Annotated in this window: 14 protein-coding genes; 7 read left to right on the top strand and 7 right to left on the bottom strand. The window is 56.7% G+C overall.

Annotation, left to right across the window (positions count from 1 at the left end):
- Positions 1 to 118 precede the first annotated feature (118 nt).
- Both BM029_RS05840 and aspT read right to left on the bottom strand, forming a co-directional pair.
- Complete coding sequence (locus BM029_RS05840; protein WP_092433504.1) at positions 119 to 1,747, bottom strand: bifunctional aspartate transaminase/aspartate 4-decarboxylase; 1,629 nt, start codon at positions 1,745 to 1,747, stop codon at positions 119 to 121.
- Positions 1,748 to 1,804: 57 nt separating this feature from the next.
- Positions 1,805 to 3,490 (bottom strand): aspartate-alanine antiporter, encoded by a 1,686-nt coding sequence (gene aspT, locus BM029_RS05835; RefSeq protein ID WP_092433502.1) that lies wholly within the window; start codon positions 3,488 to 3,490, stop codon positions 1,805 to 1,807.
- Between the two features lie 517 nt (positions 3,491 to 4,007).
- Here aspT and BM029_RS25560 point away from each other — a divergent pair.
- On the top strand, positions 4,008 to 4,340 hold the full coding sequence (locus BM029_RS25560; protein WP_139217202.1) for a hypothetical protein: 333 nt from the start codon (positions 4,008 to 4,010) through the stop codon (positions 4,338 to 4,340).
- 35 nt (positions 4,341 to 4,375) lie between these two features.
- Here the strand turns inward: BM029_RS25560 and BM029_RS05830 are convergent, their stop codons facing one another.
- The 4 genes from BM029_RS05830 to pip all read right to left on the bottom strand — a co-directional run bounded on the left by BM029_RS05830 (position 4,376) and on the right by pip (position 8,066).
- A complete protein-coding gene (locus BM029_RS05830; protein WP_211482444.1) occupies positions 4,376 to 5,122 on the bottom strand; it encodes a DUF7164 domain-containing protein in 747 nt (248 codons plus the stop codon).
- Between the two features lie 126 nt (positions 5,123 to 5,248).
- Positions 5,249 to 6,400, bottom strand: coding sequence for a branched-chain amino acid ABC transporter substrate-binding protein (locus tag BM029_RS05825; RefSeq protein WP_092433500.1), 1,152 nt, complete (start codon positions 6,398 to 6,400; stop codon positions 5,249 to 5,251).
- Positions 6,401 to 6,496: 96 nt separating this feature from the next.
- A complete protein-coding gene (locus BM029_RS05820; protein ID WP_092433498.1) occupies positions 6,497 to 7,006 on the bottom strand; it encodes a hypothetical protein in 510 nt (169 codons plus the stop codon).
- Positions 7,007 to 7,079: 73 nt separating this feature from the next.
- Complete coding sequence (pip, locus tag BM029_RS05815; RefSeq protein ID WP_092433496.1) at positions 7,080 to 8,066, bottom strand: prolyl aminopeptidase; 987 nt, start codon at positions 8,064 to 8,066, stop codon at positions 7,080 to 7,082.
- A 194-nt stretch (positions 8,067 to 8,260) separates the two neighbouring features.
- Here pip and alaC point away from each other — a divergent pair, with 194 nt between their 5' ends.
- From alaC to BM029_RS05790, 5 genes are all read left to right on the top strand, one after another.
- A complete protein-coding gene (alaC, locus tag BM029_RS05810; RefSeq protein WP_092433494.1) occupies positions 8,261 to 9,454 on the top strand; it encodes an alanine transaminase in 1,194 nt (397 codons plus the stop codon).
- A gap of 319 nt (positions 9,455 to 9,773) precedes the next feature.
- Complete coding sequence (gene tagH / locus BM029_RS05805) at positions 9,774 to 11,027, top strand: type VI secretion system-associated FHA domain protein TagH (RefSeq protein WP_092433492.1); 1,254 nt, start codon at positions 9,774 to 9,776, stop codon at positions 11,025 to 11,027.
- Positions 11,020 to 11,859 (top strand): PP2C family protein-serine/threonine phosphatase, encoded by an 840-nt coding sequence (locus tag BM029_RS05800; RefSeq protein ID WP_092433490.1) that lies wholly within the window; start codon positions 11,020 to 11,022, stop codon positions 11,857 to 11,859. The genes tagH and BM029_RS05800 overlap by 8 nt, the downstream gene beginning before the upstream one ends.
- A gap of 108 nt (positions 11,860 to 11,967) precedes the next feature.
- Positions 11,968 to 13,497 carry a serine/threonine protein kinase gene (locus tag BM029_RS05795; RefSeq protein ID WP_244544928.1) on the top strand — a complete coding sequence of 510 codons (1,530 nt, stop codon included), beginning with the start codon at positions 11,968 to 11,970 and terminating at the stop codon, positions 13,495 to 13,497.
- A gap of 24 nt (positions 13,498 to 13,521) precedes the next feature.
- Positions 13,522 to 13,989, top strand: a complete 468-nt coding sequence (locus BM029_RS05790) for a TssQ family T6SS-associated lipoprotein (RefSeq protein WP_092433486.1) — start codon at positions 13,522 to 13,524, stop codon at positions 13,987 to 13,989.
- 21 nt (positions 13,990 to 14,010) lie between these two features.
- On the opposite strand, the gene BM029_RS05785 is transcribed toward BM029_RS05790, so the two are convergent.
- Positions 14,011 to 14,928, bottom strand: a complete 918-nt coding sequence (locus BM029_RS05785; protein WP_092433485.1) for a LysR family transcriptional regulator — start codon at positions 14,926 to 14,928, stop codon at positions 14,011 to 14,013.
- Between the two features lie 126 nt (positions 14,929 to 15,054).
- Between BM029_RS05785 and BM029_RS05780 the strand changes: the two genes are divergently transcribed.
- Positions 15,055 to 16,365, top strand: a complete 1,311-nt coding sequence (locus BM029_RS05780; protein ID WP_244544927.1) for an SGNH/GDSL hydrolase family protein — start codon at positions 15,055 to 15,057, stop codon at positions 16,363 to 16,365.
- Positions 16,366 to 16,452 lie beyond the last annotated feature (87 nt).

Here is a 16,452-nt window from a genome sequence, read left to right as displayed (position 1 = left end):
TCACTTATCGCAGGTTTGTTTCTTTGCGTTTTACTACTTCTACTCCGTAGTCCACTCTGACCCCGGTTAGTTCGTGCTGCTCTTCGCGCATACCGTAAAAAACCATTCAAAAAGCGGACTATTTTTTGGCTTTCTTTCCGGTCTTCGCTACTTTCGATTTTCCGCCCGCGCTTTTCTCAAACTGCGTATGGAATTCCAGCGCCAGTTTGCGGATCGATTTGCCGATATTGGTATAGTCGTATTCGTTCAGATTAGCCAGCGACACCCGCGCCGACGCGTGCGCCGTGCCGAAGCCGCGGCCGGGTAGCAGGATTACCCCGGTTTCTTCCGCCAGCCGGAACAGTGCTTCGTTCGGCTTCAGCCGCTTCACCATCCACTTGGCGAAATCTACGCTGTACATTGCCGTGGCCAACGTTTCCAGATCGAGCAGATGGTAATAGTGGACCGAATCGGGATCGACCGGCAACGGCAACGCTAACGCCTGGTACAACGCTTCCTTGCGACGCAGGACGATGCGCTTCATCGATTTCTTGTAATTCTGCGGCTCATCCAGCAGCGAATACAGAGAGAACAACGTCATCTGCGCCTGCACCGGGGTCGACAGGCCGGCGGTATGGTTGAGCGCCACGGTGCGACTGTCGGCGACCAGACGATCTATGAATTTCAGTGCGCGCGGTTCGGTGGTGATCGAGTTATAACGCTGGTCCAGTTGCTTGCGCCGCACCTCGGGCAATGCCGCGATCTTGTCATCCAGGATATTTTTTTCATGGGTCGCGACCACGCCCATGCGCCAGCCGGTGGCGCCGAAATACTTGGAGAAGGAATACACCAGGATGGTGTTGTAGGGACAGATAGCAAACAGCGATATGAAGTTGTCGGCAAAAGTGCCGTATACATCGTCGGTGAGAATGATCAGGTCGGGGCGCTGCCGGATAATCTCGGCGATATAGGCCAGCGTCTCATCATTGATCCTGACCGAAGGAGGATTGCTGGGATTGACCAGGAAAAACGCCTTGACCTTAGGGTCGAGCAGCTTGTCCAGTTCCTTCCTGGTGAACTGCCAGTTGTTCTCGGCCGGCGCATCGACCATCAGCTCGACCAGTTGATAGTCGTTGAGATGCGGAATTTCGATATACGGCGTGAAGATCGGCATGCCGAGAGCGATGGTGTCGCCAGCCTCGATAATATGATTTTCGCGCAGGCTGTTGAAGATGTAAGTCATGGCGGCGGTGCCGCCTTCTACCGCGTACATGTCGAAATTGCCGATGAACGGCTGCTCGCCAATCATCTCCTGGCGGATGTACTGGCCGACGATCTTCTCGCCCAGGCTCAGCATACGGTCCGGCACCGGGTAGTTGCAGCCGAGGATAGCTACGCACATCTCGTAGAGGAAATCGCCGGCCGACAGGCCCAGCTGGTCGCGTACATAAGACACAGCAGCTTCAATGAAACGCACGCCGTCGATCCCGGCATGGGCCGTGGTGAAAATATCGAAACGCGCTTCGATGCCGTCGCGTTTCGGAAAACCGCCCACGCCATCCATGTAGACATAGGAACGCTCGGCTTCGCTCATGGCAAACAGGCCGAACTGGAAAAAGCCGTGGCGCGGCGTGGTCGCCAGGAAGTTAGGGTTGCCGCGGCCGGCGTTTAGCATTGAACGATCGCTTTTCGCCGCTACCTGGATCAATGCATCTTTCAATTCGAACGGGCTAAGCAAGGCGAGTTTATCCGGATCACTGAAATCCATATTGCTACTCCTTATGCGTGAGATGGAATCCGCTACGGCGGACCGGGATGCAACAAATTACACCAAGGCCACAATCAACGGCCCAAGCAAAGTCAGGAACACATTAGCCAAAGCATAGGTGATGGCGAAAGGCACGGTAGGAATCGCATTCTCGGCTTTGTCGAGCACCTCGCCGAACGCCGGATTGGCGCTGCGCGAGCCGCTGAGAGCGCCGGCGAACACTGCCGTATTGTCGTAACGCAGTATGTAACGTCCGATCAGCATGGTAAGGATCATCGGCAGGATGGTCACTACCACGCCGACGCCGAAGATGGTGAAACCCTGCAGCCTGACCGTCTGCACCGCCTGCAAACCGGAAGACAGGCCGACCGCCACAACGAAACCGGCCAGCCCAAGGTCTTTCAGGATCTGCACCGCAGCGACCGGCATGGCGCCGAAGGATTGGTGCCTGGAACGAAACCAGCCAAACAGCAGGCCGGAAAGCAGGGCGCCGCCGCCGCTGCCCAATGTCAGCGGAATCGAGCCGACCTTGGCCACCAGCAAGCCGACCAGCAAGCCGACTACCAAACCAGCCCCCAGATAAACAAAGTCAGTCTTGGCGCTCGGTACGATCACATAACCGACGATATCGGCGACCCGCTTTACGTCTTGTTCAGCGCCGTAGATCGACACTACGTCGCCCACTTGCACGATGGTTTCCGGCCGTATCGCCAGCACCTGTCCCATGCGGCTGATCTGCACCACGAAAATGCCATGGCGTACCGCGCCCGCAGTCTGGGCCCGGATTTCTGCCACGCTTTTATTATGGAATTCCTTGTTGGTCAGCACCACTTCCCGATGCTGCATGGTCAGTTCCATACCTTCGACCGCGTACACTTCCTTGCCCAGGAAACCGGAAGTGCTGACCACGGCTTCGCGGCGGCCGACCACCAGCACAATGTCGTGCGCCTGCAGCACCAGCTGCGGGCTAACCTCGATCACCTGGCCGGCACGCTTGACGCGCTCGATGGTCACTGCTGTGGCGGGATCCAGGTTTTCCACCTCGTCGACCGAGATATTGCCTTGCGTGACTTCATACAGGCGGCCCACCAGTTCCGGCAGCGCCGCATGCTGCTCCGGCCCCAACACCTTGACCCCGGCTTGCATCGCGGTCTCAGCCTTGATCGCGTCTTCGCGGATACTGCGCCCCATCAGCTTCGGCAGGATATTCACACAGACGATAATCGCGCCGAAAGAGCCGAACACATAAGTCACTGCATAACCCACCGCGACATTGCCTTGCAAGCGCGCCACTTCGGCGGCATCCAGCCCCAGCTTGGTAATGGCGTCGCCGGCGGTGCCGATGATCGCCGACTGTGTCAGGCCGCCGGCGGCGACACCTGCCGCCAAACCTTTGTCGAGACCGAACAGCTTGGCCATCACCACTACCGTCGCCAGCCCGGTCAACGCCAGTATCGCCGCCAGGATGATTTCCCGGATCGACTGTTTGCCCAGCGAGTTGAAAAATTGCGGACCGCTCTCATAACCGACCGCATAAATGAACAAGGCAAACAGCACCGCCTTGACGCCCGGATCGATGTGCACCCCGACCTGGCTGACCAGCACCGCCACCAGCAGCGAACCGGCGACGCCGCCCAGCTGGAACTTGCCGAACTTTATCTTGCCGATGGCATAACCGACTGCCAGCGATAAAAACAGTGCGATCTCGGGAGATCTCTTGAATATGTCGTGCAGCCATTCCATAAGGGACATCCTTTCATGATGATGAGGAGTACAGATTGCTCAACAAAATAGTGTCGCTGGCAGAGCGTTTGAGGCTGGGGGCGTGCAGATGAAATTTTGGCAAGTTGCCAAAAAGTACTTTCATAATAGCAGAATCGTTATTTCCGAAAAGGAATAACGATTGCTTTGCAGAATGGGGGCAGGGACGGGGCAGAACAAAGGCACAACCTCGTAGCGCATTCCCAGGCTATGGGCGTGACGAGAAATGATTGATCAGGTTTTAGAAGTTACAAAGATGATTTGCCAATAAAACAGCATTGATGCGCGAATTCAAAATATTTCTTGCAGGAAAGAAATCCCAAGGGTAAATTCGATTCCAGAGGTGTGCGATTATTTTGATTTCCTCTACAACATTTCTCTTTAATGTCCTTCGCCAAACTCTCCCCATCCCATGCCTATTCAATCGACCGCGTCAATAGTCTTCGCCCTCGTGGGTTTCCTGATCGCACTACTTTCATTTTGGGCGATGTACAAATGCTTGAGTCTGATCGCTCCTCAAAATAGAGCATTGCCAGCGTGGAGTGTCTGGGGCGCTTTAGTTCCTGTACTTGGCTTTTTTTGGATATTAGTTGTTATCAACAAGATAGCAAAATCTTTGCATACCGAGAATCGGCAGCGCCTGACTAAAATACAAAGAATCGAATACGGGGAAGTTATTGGAATTTCTTCCATTATTTTCAGCGTAGTTCCTTTTGTTTTTCCGCAATTTAAATTAATTCTTACAACGCTTTCATGTATTTTTTGGGCCACATATATGGTGTGTATTTGTTTTCAAATTAAAGAATTGAAACAAGCATTGAAATCAACTTAAGACGATTTTCGAAAAGAAATTTTAATCAGGTAGCCTTAAAACGGATAACCGACTTCGCGCTTGATCTGTTCCAGCGGCGTCGCCGCTATCCAGTGTGCGCAGTGATTGATCTTGGTGCGGTCAAGGGTTCTCAGGTCCGTGCCCTGATACGCGCCTTGCCGATACCGGCTTTTTGAAAAATGCTCGTCGGTAGGTACTGCCTGGATATGCATCACCAGGCTATCGATCGGATAGGGCAGCATGCTTTCCATATCCAGGATGCGGTGATATGCATGGCGCAGATAGGTATCGTAATTTTCGTTGGCGGCAATTTCGGCCGCATACATCGTGATCACGCCCGAAAACCAGCCGGGCCAGGTTCCCGGGCCGTACTCTTTGAAGTGATCCAGCAGTTTCTCGCTCCAGAATAGCTGGCGTCGAAGCAGATCGAGCACCAGCTCGGATTTTCCCATGAGCGAACTGCCGCAGCCGAAGACGCCGCCGTGCCGGACACCGTTGGCGGTACAAAACTCCGCCATTTTCGTCCATACTTCAGAACCTTCCGGATGGGCATAATTGCCTCGTCCTTGCACTACCACCGATGGCCGGAAATTGATCAGGTTGGAGGTCAGGAAAACATCGGCATCGGTATGCGGGCCGGACAAGCAGCCGATTGAATTGATGAACTTATATCCGTCCCAGCGGCTGCCGGGCACAGCCATCGGCTCGGCTACCATTTTGACGACGCGGGGATCGTTCGAGGGGAGTTTGTCGATCGCATTCGGATGGCAAACTGCAATCAAGTCTGAAGTGCGTCAATTACCCGAATAAATCCAGCTTTTGTAAATCCAGTCGAACTCTTCGTACATCGTTGGATTGTCGTCAATGTAGATCAGTATGCCGAGGTCTATCATAGACTGATAACTTTCTTATTTGGTCAGCGTCAGCAACGTTTGCTGGCCATTCCTGAAGGTATAGATCGACAGCGTGCCGTTCTTGATATCGCCTTTGTCGTCAAAGGCGATCTTACCCGTCACACCGGTGTACTGGATCTTGCTGAGTGCCTGCAAATATTTCTTTGGATCGACCGAATTGGCCTGTTGCATGGCTTTGGCGATGACCATCACGGCGTCGTAGGTGTACGGCGCATACTGGACGATGTCGGCATTGTATTTTTTCTTGTAAGCCGCCTTGAACGCCTCAAGCGGTGCAGGATTTTCGACGCCGCCGGCGATCGCGCAATAGACCTTGTCGTCGATCAAACCTTCACCGGCCAGGCGTGGCAGGGCTCCGGTGCAGATCGCATCGCCACCCATGAAGTTGGCAGTGATACCAAGTTGCCGCATCTGGCGCAACATGGTGCCGGCGCTGGCATCAATACCGCCAAAGAAAATCAAGTCAGGCTGCTTGGCCTTGACGGCAGTGAGGATGGCGTTGAAATCGGTGGCTCTGTCGTTCGTATACTGCGTGGATACAATCTCTACGCCGTTGGCTTTGGCGTCTTTGAGGAACTCGTTGGCTAGTCCCTGGCCGTAGGCGGTACGGTCGTCAATCACCGCGATACGTTTTGCGTGCAAGGTTTTTGCCGCATAACGGCCCATCGCAGCACCGAGTTGGGAGTCGTTGGCGACCACGCGGAAAGTCGTGTTGAAACCTTGTTCGGTATATTTGGCGCTGGTTGCAGAAGGCGAAATTTGCGGGATGCCGGCGTCGAAATAGATTTTCGAGGCAGGAATCGAGGTGCCGGATTGCAAATGCCCGATGACCGCCGCCACTTTGGCGTCAACCAGTTTCTGGGCGACGCTGGTAGCTTGTTTCGGATCGCTGCCGTCGTCTTCAGCCTGCAAAACGAACTGGATCTTCTTGCCGCCGATGACAAGATGCTTGGCGTTCAGGTCGTCGATCGCCATGCGCGCGCCGTTTTCATTATCCTTGCCGACATGCGCGACCGGGCCGGTGATCGGGCCGACGTGCGCAATCTTCACGACTTGCTCCTGGGCCTGCACAGGGCTGGCTAAGGTTGCAGATAAGGTCAAGGCAATGGCTGCCGTCAGAAAAGTCGCTTTGGCATGGTTCTGCATGTGTTCTCCCCGTCGTTTGAATTTGGCTGAATTGCTGCATTATCCCAGCCTCTTGGCAACTGATCCACGCTTAAGTGGTTTTTTCTTCGAGCCGTGTCAGTGTGCATCCGGCGGCGCCAGCGGATAGGGTGATTTGCTGTCGCCCATGCCGCGCAGGTTGATAATCACCCGTTCAACATCCGGTTCGACGCGAACGAATGCTTCCAAGGCCGCGACCGTGATGGCTGTATCAGCGCTACAACCCTCGACCCAGACGAAGCGCCGCTGAAACGTCAGCCACAGGCTGCTGTTGCGGGCGAAGCCGGGCTCGGCGGCAAAATGCGCCCGTACCGAGCGGGCAATCGGCGCATCGTACAGATAGGAATTCGGCTTTTGACACTGGCCGGCAAGCCAGCAACTGGTGCCTCGCTCACTGCGCCAATGGGTCTCTTTGCGCATCTCCTGCTCGCTGATCAACGGCCCAAGCGGCATCGGGCAATCCGGCACGGCGCTACGTACCTGGATGAAAGGGTCGTTGAACCAGTTTTTCAGGGTTTCGCCGTAGGCCGGGAACAAGGCAGGCAACACCACCAACGACACGCGGAGAAAACGAGGCAAGCGTGGCATACCGATCCTCCTGGACAAACGGTAATCGCTCCGTATTCATGCGGAGGGCAGGTCGCCCTCCGGCAGGATTTTTCTACCCGGCGAACTTGTCCGTGGCGCGGATCAATTGATGCAAGATCCCCGGTTCGCTAAACGCGTGCCCGGCATCCGCAACCATATGCAGTTCCGCTTCAGGCCAGGCCTTATGCAAGGTCCAAGCGGTTTTCGGGGTGCAGCAAACATCGTAGCGGCCTTGCACGATGACGCCAGGTATATTCCGCAGCTGTTGTACATCACGCAGCAACTGGCCTTCTTCAAAAAAGCAGCCGTGGGTGAAATAGTGATTTTCGATACGGGCAAAGGCAATCGCAAATTCCGGATCGTCGTGCGCTTGTGCCAATGCCGGATCGGGTATCAATTTGACTGTGCTGCCTTCCCACACGCTCCATGCCTTTGCCGCGGCCAGCTTGGCGACTTCATCGGTACCGGTCAGGCGCCGACTGTAGGCGGCAACCAGATCGTCGCGCTCCGCCGGCGGAATCGGCGCCAGGAAATCTTCCCACATGTCTGGAAACTGACGCGAGGCGCCGTCCTGGTAATACCATTGAATCTCTTCATGGCTTCCGGTAAAGATCCCGCGCAACACCAGTTCGCTGACATGCTGCGGATGTTTTTCGGCGTAAGCCAGGGCCAGGGTACTGCCCCAGGAGCCTCCAAACACCAGCCATTTTTCAACGCCTGCCATTTCGCGCAGCCGCTCGATATCGGCCACCAGATGCCAGGTAGTGTTGGCTTCCAGGTTAGCGTGCGGCGTCGAACGCCCGCAACCACGCTGATCGAACAGCATGATGCAATACTTTTCCGGATTGAACAGCCGCCGATGATCGGCATTGCAACCGCCGCCCGGGCCGCCATGCAGGAACACCGCGGGCTTGCCGTTCGGATTACCGCACAACTCCCAATACACCTGGTGACCGTCGCCAACATCCAGCAAGCCGGATTTAAAGGGCTCCAGCGGTGGGTACAGGCCCAGTAATCGTGGGATATCGGTTTGCTGCACAGCGGGTTGGCTGGTTGTCATGGAATCGTTTCCTTGTGGGAGTCGGAGGAACAAAGATCATAAGCAAGTATCGCGATGACGTCCAGCGGGTGGCTCGGCGGCCATTGCGCACTCGCCCGATGTTCACTAGAATCGGTGCTGGAACATACCATGCAAATGGTAAAACCGTTCCAACGTCGCTCGGACGGTTCCGGGCGCTAACGTGAAAGAAAAACATGTCTGAATCCCCAACTCCGCGCAGGTTTTCGCGCATCGATCGCCTTCCTCCCTACGTTTTTAATATCACCGCCGAACTGAAGATGGCGGCGCGCCGCCGTGGCGAAGATATTGTCGACATGTCGATGGGTAATCCCGACGGCGCCACGCCGCCGCACATTGTCGAAAAGCTGATCGAAGTATCGCAGCGCCCTGACACCCATGGCTATTCAGCCTCCAAAGGCATTCCCCGGCTACGGCGGGCGATTACCCATTGGTACAAGAAGCGCTACGACGTTGAATTCAATCCGGATACCGAAGCGATCGTCACCATCGGTTCCAAGGAAGGCCTGGCGCATCTGATGCTGGCGACGCTGGATCGCGGCGACACGGTGCTGGTGCCGAATCCCAGCTATCCGATTCACATCTACGGCGCAGTGATTGCCGGCGCCGATATCCGTTCGGTGCGGATGAGCCCGGGGGTGGATTTCTTTGCCGAGCTGGAGCGGGCGATACGGGAAAGTTATCCGAAACCGAAAATGATGGTGCTGGGCTTCCCGTCCAACCCGACTGCGCAATGCGTCGAGCTCGAATTTTTCGAACGGGTAGTAAAGCTGGCGAAGGAACACAACATCCTGGTGGTGCACGACCTGGCCTACGCCGATATCGTATTCGACGGCTGGAAGGCGCCATCGATCATGCAAGTGCCCGGCGCGCGCGATGTGGCGGTGGAGTTCTTCACCCTGTCCAAAAGCTATAACATGGCCGGCTGGCGCATCGGCTTCATGGTCGGCAACAAGGAACTGGTAGCGGCGCTGGCGCGGATCAAGAGTTACCACGACTATGGCAGTTTCACGCCGGTGCAGGTGGCGGCGATTGCAGCGCTGGAGGGCGATCAGCAATGCGTCGAGGATATCTGCAAAAAATACCAGAGCCGGCGCGACGTGCTGGTGAAAGGCTTGCACGAAGCCGGCTGGATGGTGGATATTCCGAAGGCATCGATGTATATCTGGGCTCACATACCGGAAGCGTACCGCCATCTGGGATCGCTGGAATTTTCCAAGCAGTTGCTGGAAAAAGCCAAGGTTTGCGTGTCGCCGGGGATAGGCTTCGGCGAATACGGCGATGAGTACGTGCGGTTCGCCTTGATCGAAAACGAAGCCCGGATCCGCCAGGCGATTCGTGGCATCAAGACCATGTTGCGCCAATCCTGAGTGGAATAGAGCGGCGCCCCCTTGGAGGGGGCGCCGCTCTATCTTGTGGTTCCCCGCATTATTTTCCCCCGTTAGTTCTCCTCACCATTTCCAAAATTACATGCAACTAGCCGATCCGCTCTGTAGCTGACACAAAATGTCACTACGAATGACAAGAGAGGGCAGATTTGTTGGCTGTACCTCGCAGAATTAACAGGTTTTTCGCGCTTCCCGGACCGATTTTCAGCTGGTATTTCTTGGGCATGGAACTTGCTGCCAAGCATGCAATGATTCCCTCAGGTAATTTGCGCAAATTATTGCGTTGCTGGAAACCCATCCAATGATAAAAATTAGTGTTGTTTCTTACAACAACGTCGCACCTGAAGCGCCTTTGTCAGCCGTATTCGGCCGTGAGCCAAAAACTCTCGGTCGCAGCGATGAGAATTATTTCGTCCTGGCCGATCCCAGGAATTTTGTATCGCGGACCCAGGCCGCGATCAAAAGCGACGGCGTCCGCCAAACGATCACCAATCTCAGCCGTGCCAATCCGATCTTGTTGAATGGACATGAGATCGATGCCGAGCGCGAATACGATTTGCAGATTGGCGATGAAATCCAGATCGGCCTGTATTTATTGCGCGCCGAAGCACAGCTCAACTTAATGAAAGATACCCCTGACATGATCAATCAGCCAGGCCAGCCATCGACCAATCCAGCGCCTCGGGCAAACAGCGGTAAAACCGGCGGCAACAAGCCTCTGTTGAGCGTTTCCGAGACGCGCCTGGCGGCGCTGGCGCAGTTGAACCTGGAATTGGCGGCGACCGCAAATGCCTCGCTGTCGACATCGTCCCACTCGCCGGCTGCATCGCTGCGCCCGGTGAATACGGTGCAACGGCCGACCGTAAGTTCTGCTTCTGCTCCTGTGTCTGCCCCTGCTGCGGTCAGCGCGAGCGACACCAGCACCCCGGCCACCGAGCCATCCGCATCCATCGAAGCATTGGTGCAGGCCTTCATGAAAGGCGCAGGCCTGCCGCTTGAAACGTTAACGCACGATTTGACGCCAGAGTTGATGGAAACCGTCGGCAAGTTACTGGCGACAGCCGTGCAAGGCACGATCGACCTGAACGCCACCCGCGCGCTGGTGAAACGCGAAGCGCACGCGGATGTGACCAAGGTAGTGGTCCGCAATAATAATCCCTTGAAATTCTTTAACGACAGCCAGACTGTGCTGATCCAGATGCTGCGCAAGAAGATGCCCGGCTTCATGGGCGCCACCGAAGCCATGCAAGATGCTTACCAGGATTTGCAAGCGCACCAGGTGGGCGTGGTTTCCGGCATGCGTGCGACCATGAACGAGATGCTGCAGCGTTTCAATCCCGAAGTGATGGAAAAACGCCAGAAAAAGGGCGGCATGCTGGAGGCAATGCTGCCGGCGACCCGTAAAGCAAAGTTATGGGACGCCTATAACGAGCGCTTCCAGCGGATTATTGCGGAAGCCACGCAGGATGATTTCCAGACTTTGTTTGGCAAGGCGTTTTTGCAGGCTTACGAAAGAAAAGTCGAGAAGCTGAGGAAAGAGACGCAGCATGCCTGAACCGTCCTTACTCAGCAGCGACACGGCAATTCCGGTCGTCCTGAGTTTGGCGCAACTAAGTCATGCGGGTGGACGGCAGGTCAATCAGGATTCCTGGGGCAGCGTGCTGCAGGATGACCTGGCCTGCATGATTGTCGCCGACGGCGTCGGCGGCGAGTACGGTGGCGAAATCGCCTCGAATGTCGTGGTCAATTCGATCATGGAAATGTTCGTGGAAGAAGCTTCTTTCGGTCCGCGTGCTTTGCAGTCTTATATCGAGCATGCGGTGGCGCAGCTGCAGCGGCGTCAAGCGCAAATACCGCGTTTGAAAGACATGAGCTCGACAGTGGCGGTGTTGCTGATCGATCAAAAAAATCGTTGCGCGTTATGGGCCCATATGGGCGATACTCGCCTCTATCTGTTCCGCCAGGGCAAACTGCTGAGTGCCACCAGGGATCACAGCCTGATCCAGCAATTCGTCGATGCCGGCCATTGTTCAGCCGACCAGTTGCGCCGGCATCCACGGCGCAGCATTCTGTCGGCTGCGGTCGGTGTGGAGGGTAGCGCGCCCGCCACGGTGACCCAGAACGTAACCGAATTGCAGGGCGATGACGCTTTCCTGATCTGCACCGACGGTTTCTGGGAATGGATCAGCGAAGCAGAAATGGAACAAGCGGCAATCCAGGCCGACTCCGCCCAAGACTGGCTGGACAGCATGCACTCGCTGGTGGAGAAAAACAGTAGCGCGTGCAACGCTCCGCCTAGCGTTCCGCTTGATAACTGTACTGCGTTTACAATCCGTGTAGCCGATCCTCGACCATCAGTGCCGTCAGCGTATTCAACACCCCTTTAATGTTGATTGCTGTTCAAAATAATATTACTAAAGTCGACCCAACTCCCTATGCCAAACGTCAAGCCGATTGATCAACAGGAAATATCAGCAACGGCTGTCGAAAACTGCTTGCCTAAGGGCACCCGCCTGGCCGATTTTGAAATCATCGGCGTGATTGGCGAAGGCGGTTTCGGCATCGTCTACTTTGCCTTCGACAGATCGCTGCGCCGCATGGTCGCCATCAAGGAATACATGCCGGGCGCCTTTGCCGGGCGCGGACCGGACAAGAAGGTCGTGGTGCGCTCACAGCGGCACCGCGAGACTTTCAGCATCGGCCTCAAGAGTTTCATAAAGGAAGCGCGCCTGCTGGCGCAATTCGACCACCCGGCGCTGATCAAGGTGTACCGGTTCTGGGAGCAGAATAATACTGCCTACATGGCGATGCGTTATTACGAAGGACGGACGCTCAAAAGCGTGGTCCAGAACTCGCCGGCACAGGTTACCGAAGCGTGGCTGAAAAGCATGCTGAAGCCGATGCTGGAAGCACTCGACGCCATGTACCGGGTACAGATACTGCATCGCGACATCTCGCCTGACAACATCATGATCCAGAAGAGCGGTGAAGCAGTCTTGCTGGACTTCGGCGCGGCGCGCCAGATTATCGGCGACATGACGCATTCGCTGACGGTCATCCTGAAGCCCGGGTACGCGCCGATCGAACAGTATGCCGACGACGCCATGATGAAGCAGGGGCCGTGGACCGATATCTATTCGCTGTCGGCGGTCATCTATTTTGCGATCGTCAAGACTGCGCCGCCGACATCGGTTGCGCGCATGATCAAGGACCCGATCACTCCCTTGCAAGATGGACAGCACAGCGGATTCAGCAAAGAATTCCTGGCCGCCATCGACAAGGGCCTGGCGGTGAAGCCGGAAGACCGGCCGCAATCGATTGAAGAGTTTCGTAAGCTGCTCGATCTGGAACTGTCGGTGCCGATGCCGATGCCCGACAACGATACCAGCAGACCGGTCGGATTACGCCCGCCTGGCCGCAAATCTGGCGAAGCGCCGGTGGTTACCAGCGGCAGGCGCAGGCGCAACAGATCCCCGGCCCCGCAGGCCAGCCTGCTGGATAGGCCGCTGCGAGCGCCAGGCTGGTGGCTGGTCGCCGCGGTAGCTGTGCTTGGGTTGGGCGCCTTTCTGTGGCTCAAGCCGGCGCGGCTGCCGACAACCGCCACTGCCGCAGCTACGGCACGCGTGCCTGTGATGCCTGCAAAAGTCGCGCCAGCCGTGTTGGCGGCGCCGAAGCTTGCAGCGACCCAGGCCGAACAAGCTCACGTTAAATTGGCGGAGCCGGACGGTAAAGCCACGGCCACCGAGGCCAACGCGGCCGTTGCGGCCAAAGCCGTTGACGCCAAAGCCACTGAGGTAAAAGTCGTCGAACCAACCGGCGTCGTCGTGCTGACCATCAAACCTTGGGGCAAGGTGCTGGTTGACGGCAGCATGAAGGGTGTCAGTCCGCCACTGAAAAAACTGGTTCTGCCGGAAGGCAAACATCAGATCAAAGTGATCAATCCGAGTTTTCCGGATCGCGTTTTCGACATCGACGTCTCGCCGAAGAAATCACGGAATATCGATTATGATTTTTCGTCCCAATAAATATAGCTTAGCCAAGAATCCGTCATGACTCACTCTTTCTACCGTATCAGCAGCGCCGCCATGCTGGCTGCAACTTTTATGCTCGGCGGCTGCGACAGCCTCAATCCCGGGCAAAAGCCGGTGGCGGCCAAGCCAGTCCCCGGCGCGTCGACGCCGGTGGCGGCAGTTGCTCCTGAACCGCCGGCGCCGCCAGCCGCGTTGACCGATGGCATCGCCCTGTACAACAAGGGCAGTTACAGCGCCGCCATCAAGCGCCTCGCCAACGCCCCGGAAATCTGGTCGGCAGATATCTCGTACCAGACTGAAGCCTTGAAAACCATGGCTTTCAGTTATTGCGTGACGTCCCGGAAGAAGCTATGCAAACAGCAATTTGAAAAAGCGCTGAAGCTCGATCCCAACTTCGACCTGGCGCCCGGCGAACAAGGCCATCCATTGTGGGGTCCGGTATTCAAGCAAGCCAAGCGCACGGTTGCGACCAGCGCCAAGAAATAAGGCCGCAGATCTAATTTGCAGTTAGCGACCGAATACCGGTGCGGAAAATCCTGGCAGCTTTGGAATCCGCTCCGCCATGAATTGCATGAAAACCGTCGCGCGCAAGGATTGATAGCGGCGCGACGGATACAGCAACGAGGCTTCCTGCCCAGACGCGCTCCATTCCGGAAGAATGCGCTGCAACTGGCCCGATTCAAGCAGGTCGTGGACCAGCCAGGATGGACATATGCCAAAACCGGCGCCCATCAGGAAACTCTCGCGTATCGCAAGCGAACTGTTGACTTGGTAACGGCTGCCGGTGGCGATCTCGATCGTGCCGGCGGGACCGTTTATCCGGGTCACCTCGCCATTGGCCGGCCGCGCAAAACCGATGTAGCGATGACTGGCCAGATCCTCAGGGCGCCGGATCTCCGGATGGCGCGCCAGATAAGCCGGCGCCGCCACCAGATAACGCTCGGCGCTGGCTATCTTGCGCGCGATCATGTTGGGCGGCAGTTCACCTGCAAGCCGTAACGCCACGTCAACGCCGTCTTCCACCAGGTCGACAAAGCGGTCATTCAATATCAGCTCTACCTCGATCTCGGGATACAACGCCAGGAATTCCAGCACCAGCCCGTTGAGCCGCAATTGGCCAAGGCCAAGCGGCGCATTGACGCGCAGCAGGCCGGCGGGTTTCTCGGTCAAACCGCGAGCATCGCTGACCGCTTCGTTGAATTCTTCCAACACCCGTTTGGCGCGTGCGTAAAACCGCTTGCCCTGTTCAGTGGTGGTCAGGCTGGTAGTGCTGCGCTCCAGCAAACGCACCCCCATGTCCTTCTCCAGTGCAGCGATGGTTTTGCTGACGGTCGGTTGCGTGCTGTGCTCTTCGCGCGCTACCGCCGACAGGCTGCCAAGCTCAACTGCCCGCACGAAGCTGCGGATTGCCCTGATTTGATCCATATCATTCGATTTTGGAATAAGCGATAGTCAATTATGGCCTCTACCATGCGCATTGGGAAGAATATACCTTGCTTGTGTAGATACCTTGCTTGTACTGCATACTTAATCAACCAAAGGAATTACTTCATGCGCCTTCCTATGAGCTATCCGAAAATCGCCGCGGCACTAACCCTGCTGTCGCTCCTGACTATATCGTCCGTGACAACCCAAGCGGCTGAAACCGGCCATGCTACACGGCACTGGAGCGCCAGCTGGACTGCCAGCCCGCAACCGGCCTGGGAGGACGGTTTCGCCTTGCCGACCAACATCCCGGCGACCTTGTCGAACCAGACCGTGCGCCAGATCGTCCGCGTCAGCATCGGCGGCAAGCGTGCCCGGGTGGTGTTATCCAACGAATACGGCACGATGCCGCTGACGATAGGTGCGGCGCATGTTGCGCTGGCCGCATCGTCCGGTAATAGCTCGGAAATCGTCGTCGGCTCGGATCGTGTCCTCACCTTCGGCGGCCGCGGCGAAGTAACGATTGCACCGGGCGCGCCCGCCGTCAGCGATCCGATTGACCTGGCACTGGTGCCGCTAGCCCAGATTGCGGTCAGTATCTTCTTGCCGCAGACGACACCACTCGCCACCTTCCACTGGGAAGGCAAGCAGACCGCGTACATCGCACCCGGCAACCTGACGGCGGCGCCTTTGATCAAGACCGACCAGACTGTGGAAGCACGGCTCTTACTCAGCACGATTTTGGTCGACGTACCTCCCGCATCACGCGCGGTGGCGGCCTTTGGCGATTCGATCACCGACGGCGCCGGCTCTACATCGAACAGCAATCAGCGCTGGCCCGATCTGCTGGCGCAGCGATTGGTAAAGGAAAAAATCGCGGTCATCAACGCCGGCATTTCGGGAGCCAGGGTGCTGAGCGACAAGATGGGCGTCAACGCCCTGGCCCGCTTCGACCGGGATGTGCTGAATCAACCCAATGTAGACACCGTGATCCTGTTGATGGGCATCAATGACATCGGCTGGCCAAGCAGCAGCTTCACACCTGATGAGCCGGCGTTGCCTGCGGATCGACTGATCGCCGCCTATCGGCAGTTGATAGCGCGTGCACACATGCGTCATGTGCGTATCGTCGGCGCCACCTTGACGCCATTCGAGGGCGCACTGCAGGACACTGCCCTGAAAGGCTATTATTCCGAGGCCAAGGAACAGACCCGGCAGACGGTGAATCGGTGGATTCGCAGCGGCGGCGAATTCGATGCCGTGATCGATTTCGACGCCGCGGTGAGAGATCCCAGGCATCCGCGACGCTTCTTGCCAGCCTGCGATTCCGGCGATCATCTGCATCCCGGCGACCGCGGTTACCATGCCATGGCGGATGCGATCGATCTGGGCACATTATTGGGCTCACGCCGATCGACAAGGACAGGGGCGAAATAGGTTAGTGGCTCTAATCGCCGTCAAATCAAGGCCATTTCAGCGATCTGGCGGCGCTTTTCAGGTAGATTCCGGCCTGTAACTGATTTT

Origin of the sequence: Collimonas sp. OK607 (assembly GCF_900111995.1) — a bacterium.
Lineage (GTDB): Bacteria > Pseudomonadota > Gammaproteobacteria > Burkholderiales > Burkholderiaceae_D > Collimonas.
This window is presented reverse-complemented; position numbering and strand designations above follow the sequence as displayed.

Coding starts and splice junctions, on each gene's coding strand:
- BM029_RS05840 (WP_092433504.1), bottom strand. CDS start 1,747: ATGGATTTCAGTGATCCGGATAAACTCGCCTTGCTTAGCCCGTTCGAA.
- aspT (WP_092433502.1), bottom strand. CDS start 3,490: ATGGAATGGCTGCACGACATATTCAAGAGATCTCCCGAGATCGCACTG.
- BM029_RS05825 (WP_092433500.1), bottom strand. CDS start 6,400: ATGCAGAACCATGCCAAAGCGACTTTTCTGACGGCAGCCATTGCCTTG.
- BM029_RS05820 (WP_092433498.1), bottom strand. CDS start 7,006: ATGCCACGCTTGCCTCGTTTTCTCCGCGTGTCGTTGGTGGTGTTGCCT.
- pip (WP_092433496.1), bottom strand. CDS start 8,066: ATGACAACCAGCCAACCCGCTGTGCAGCAAACCGATATCCCACGATTA.
- alaC (WP_092433494.1), top strand. CDS start 8,261: ATGTCTGAATCCCCAACTCCGCGCAGGTTTTCGCGCATCGATCGCCTT.
- tagH (WP_092433492.1), top strand. CDS start 9,774: ATGATAAAAATTAGTGTTGTTTCTTACAACAACGTCGCACCTGAAGCG.
- BM029_RS05800 (WP_092433490.1), top strand. CDS start 11,020: ATGCCTGAACCGTCCTTACTCAGCAGCGACACGGCAATTCCGGTCGTC.
- BM029_RS05790 (WP_092433486.1), top strand. CDS start 13,522: ATGACTCACTCTTTCTACCGTATCAGCAGCGCCGCCATGCTGGCTGCA.
- BM029_RS05785 (WP_092433485.1), bottom strand. CDS start 14,928: ATGGATCAAATCAGGGCAATCCGCAGCTTCGTGCGGGCAGTTGAGCTT.
- BM029_RS05780 (WP_244544927.1), top strand. CDS start 15,055: ATGCGCCTTCCTATGAGCTATCCGAAAATCGCCGCGGCACTAACCCTG.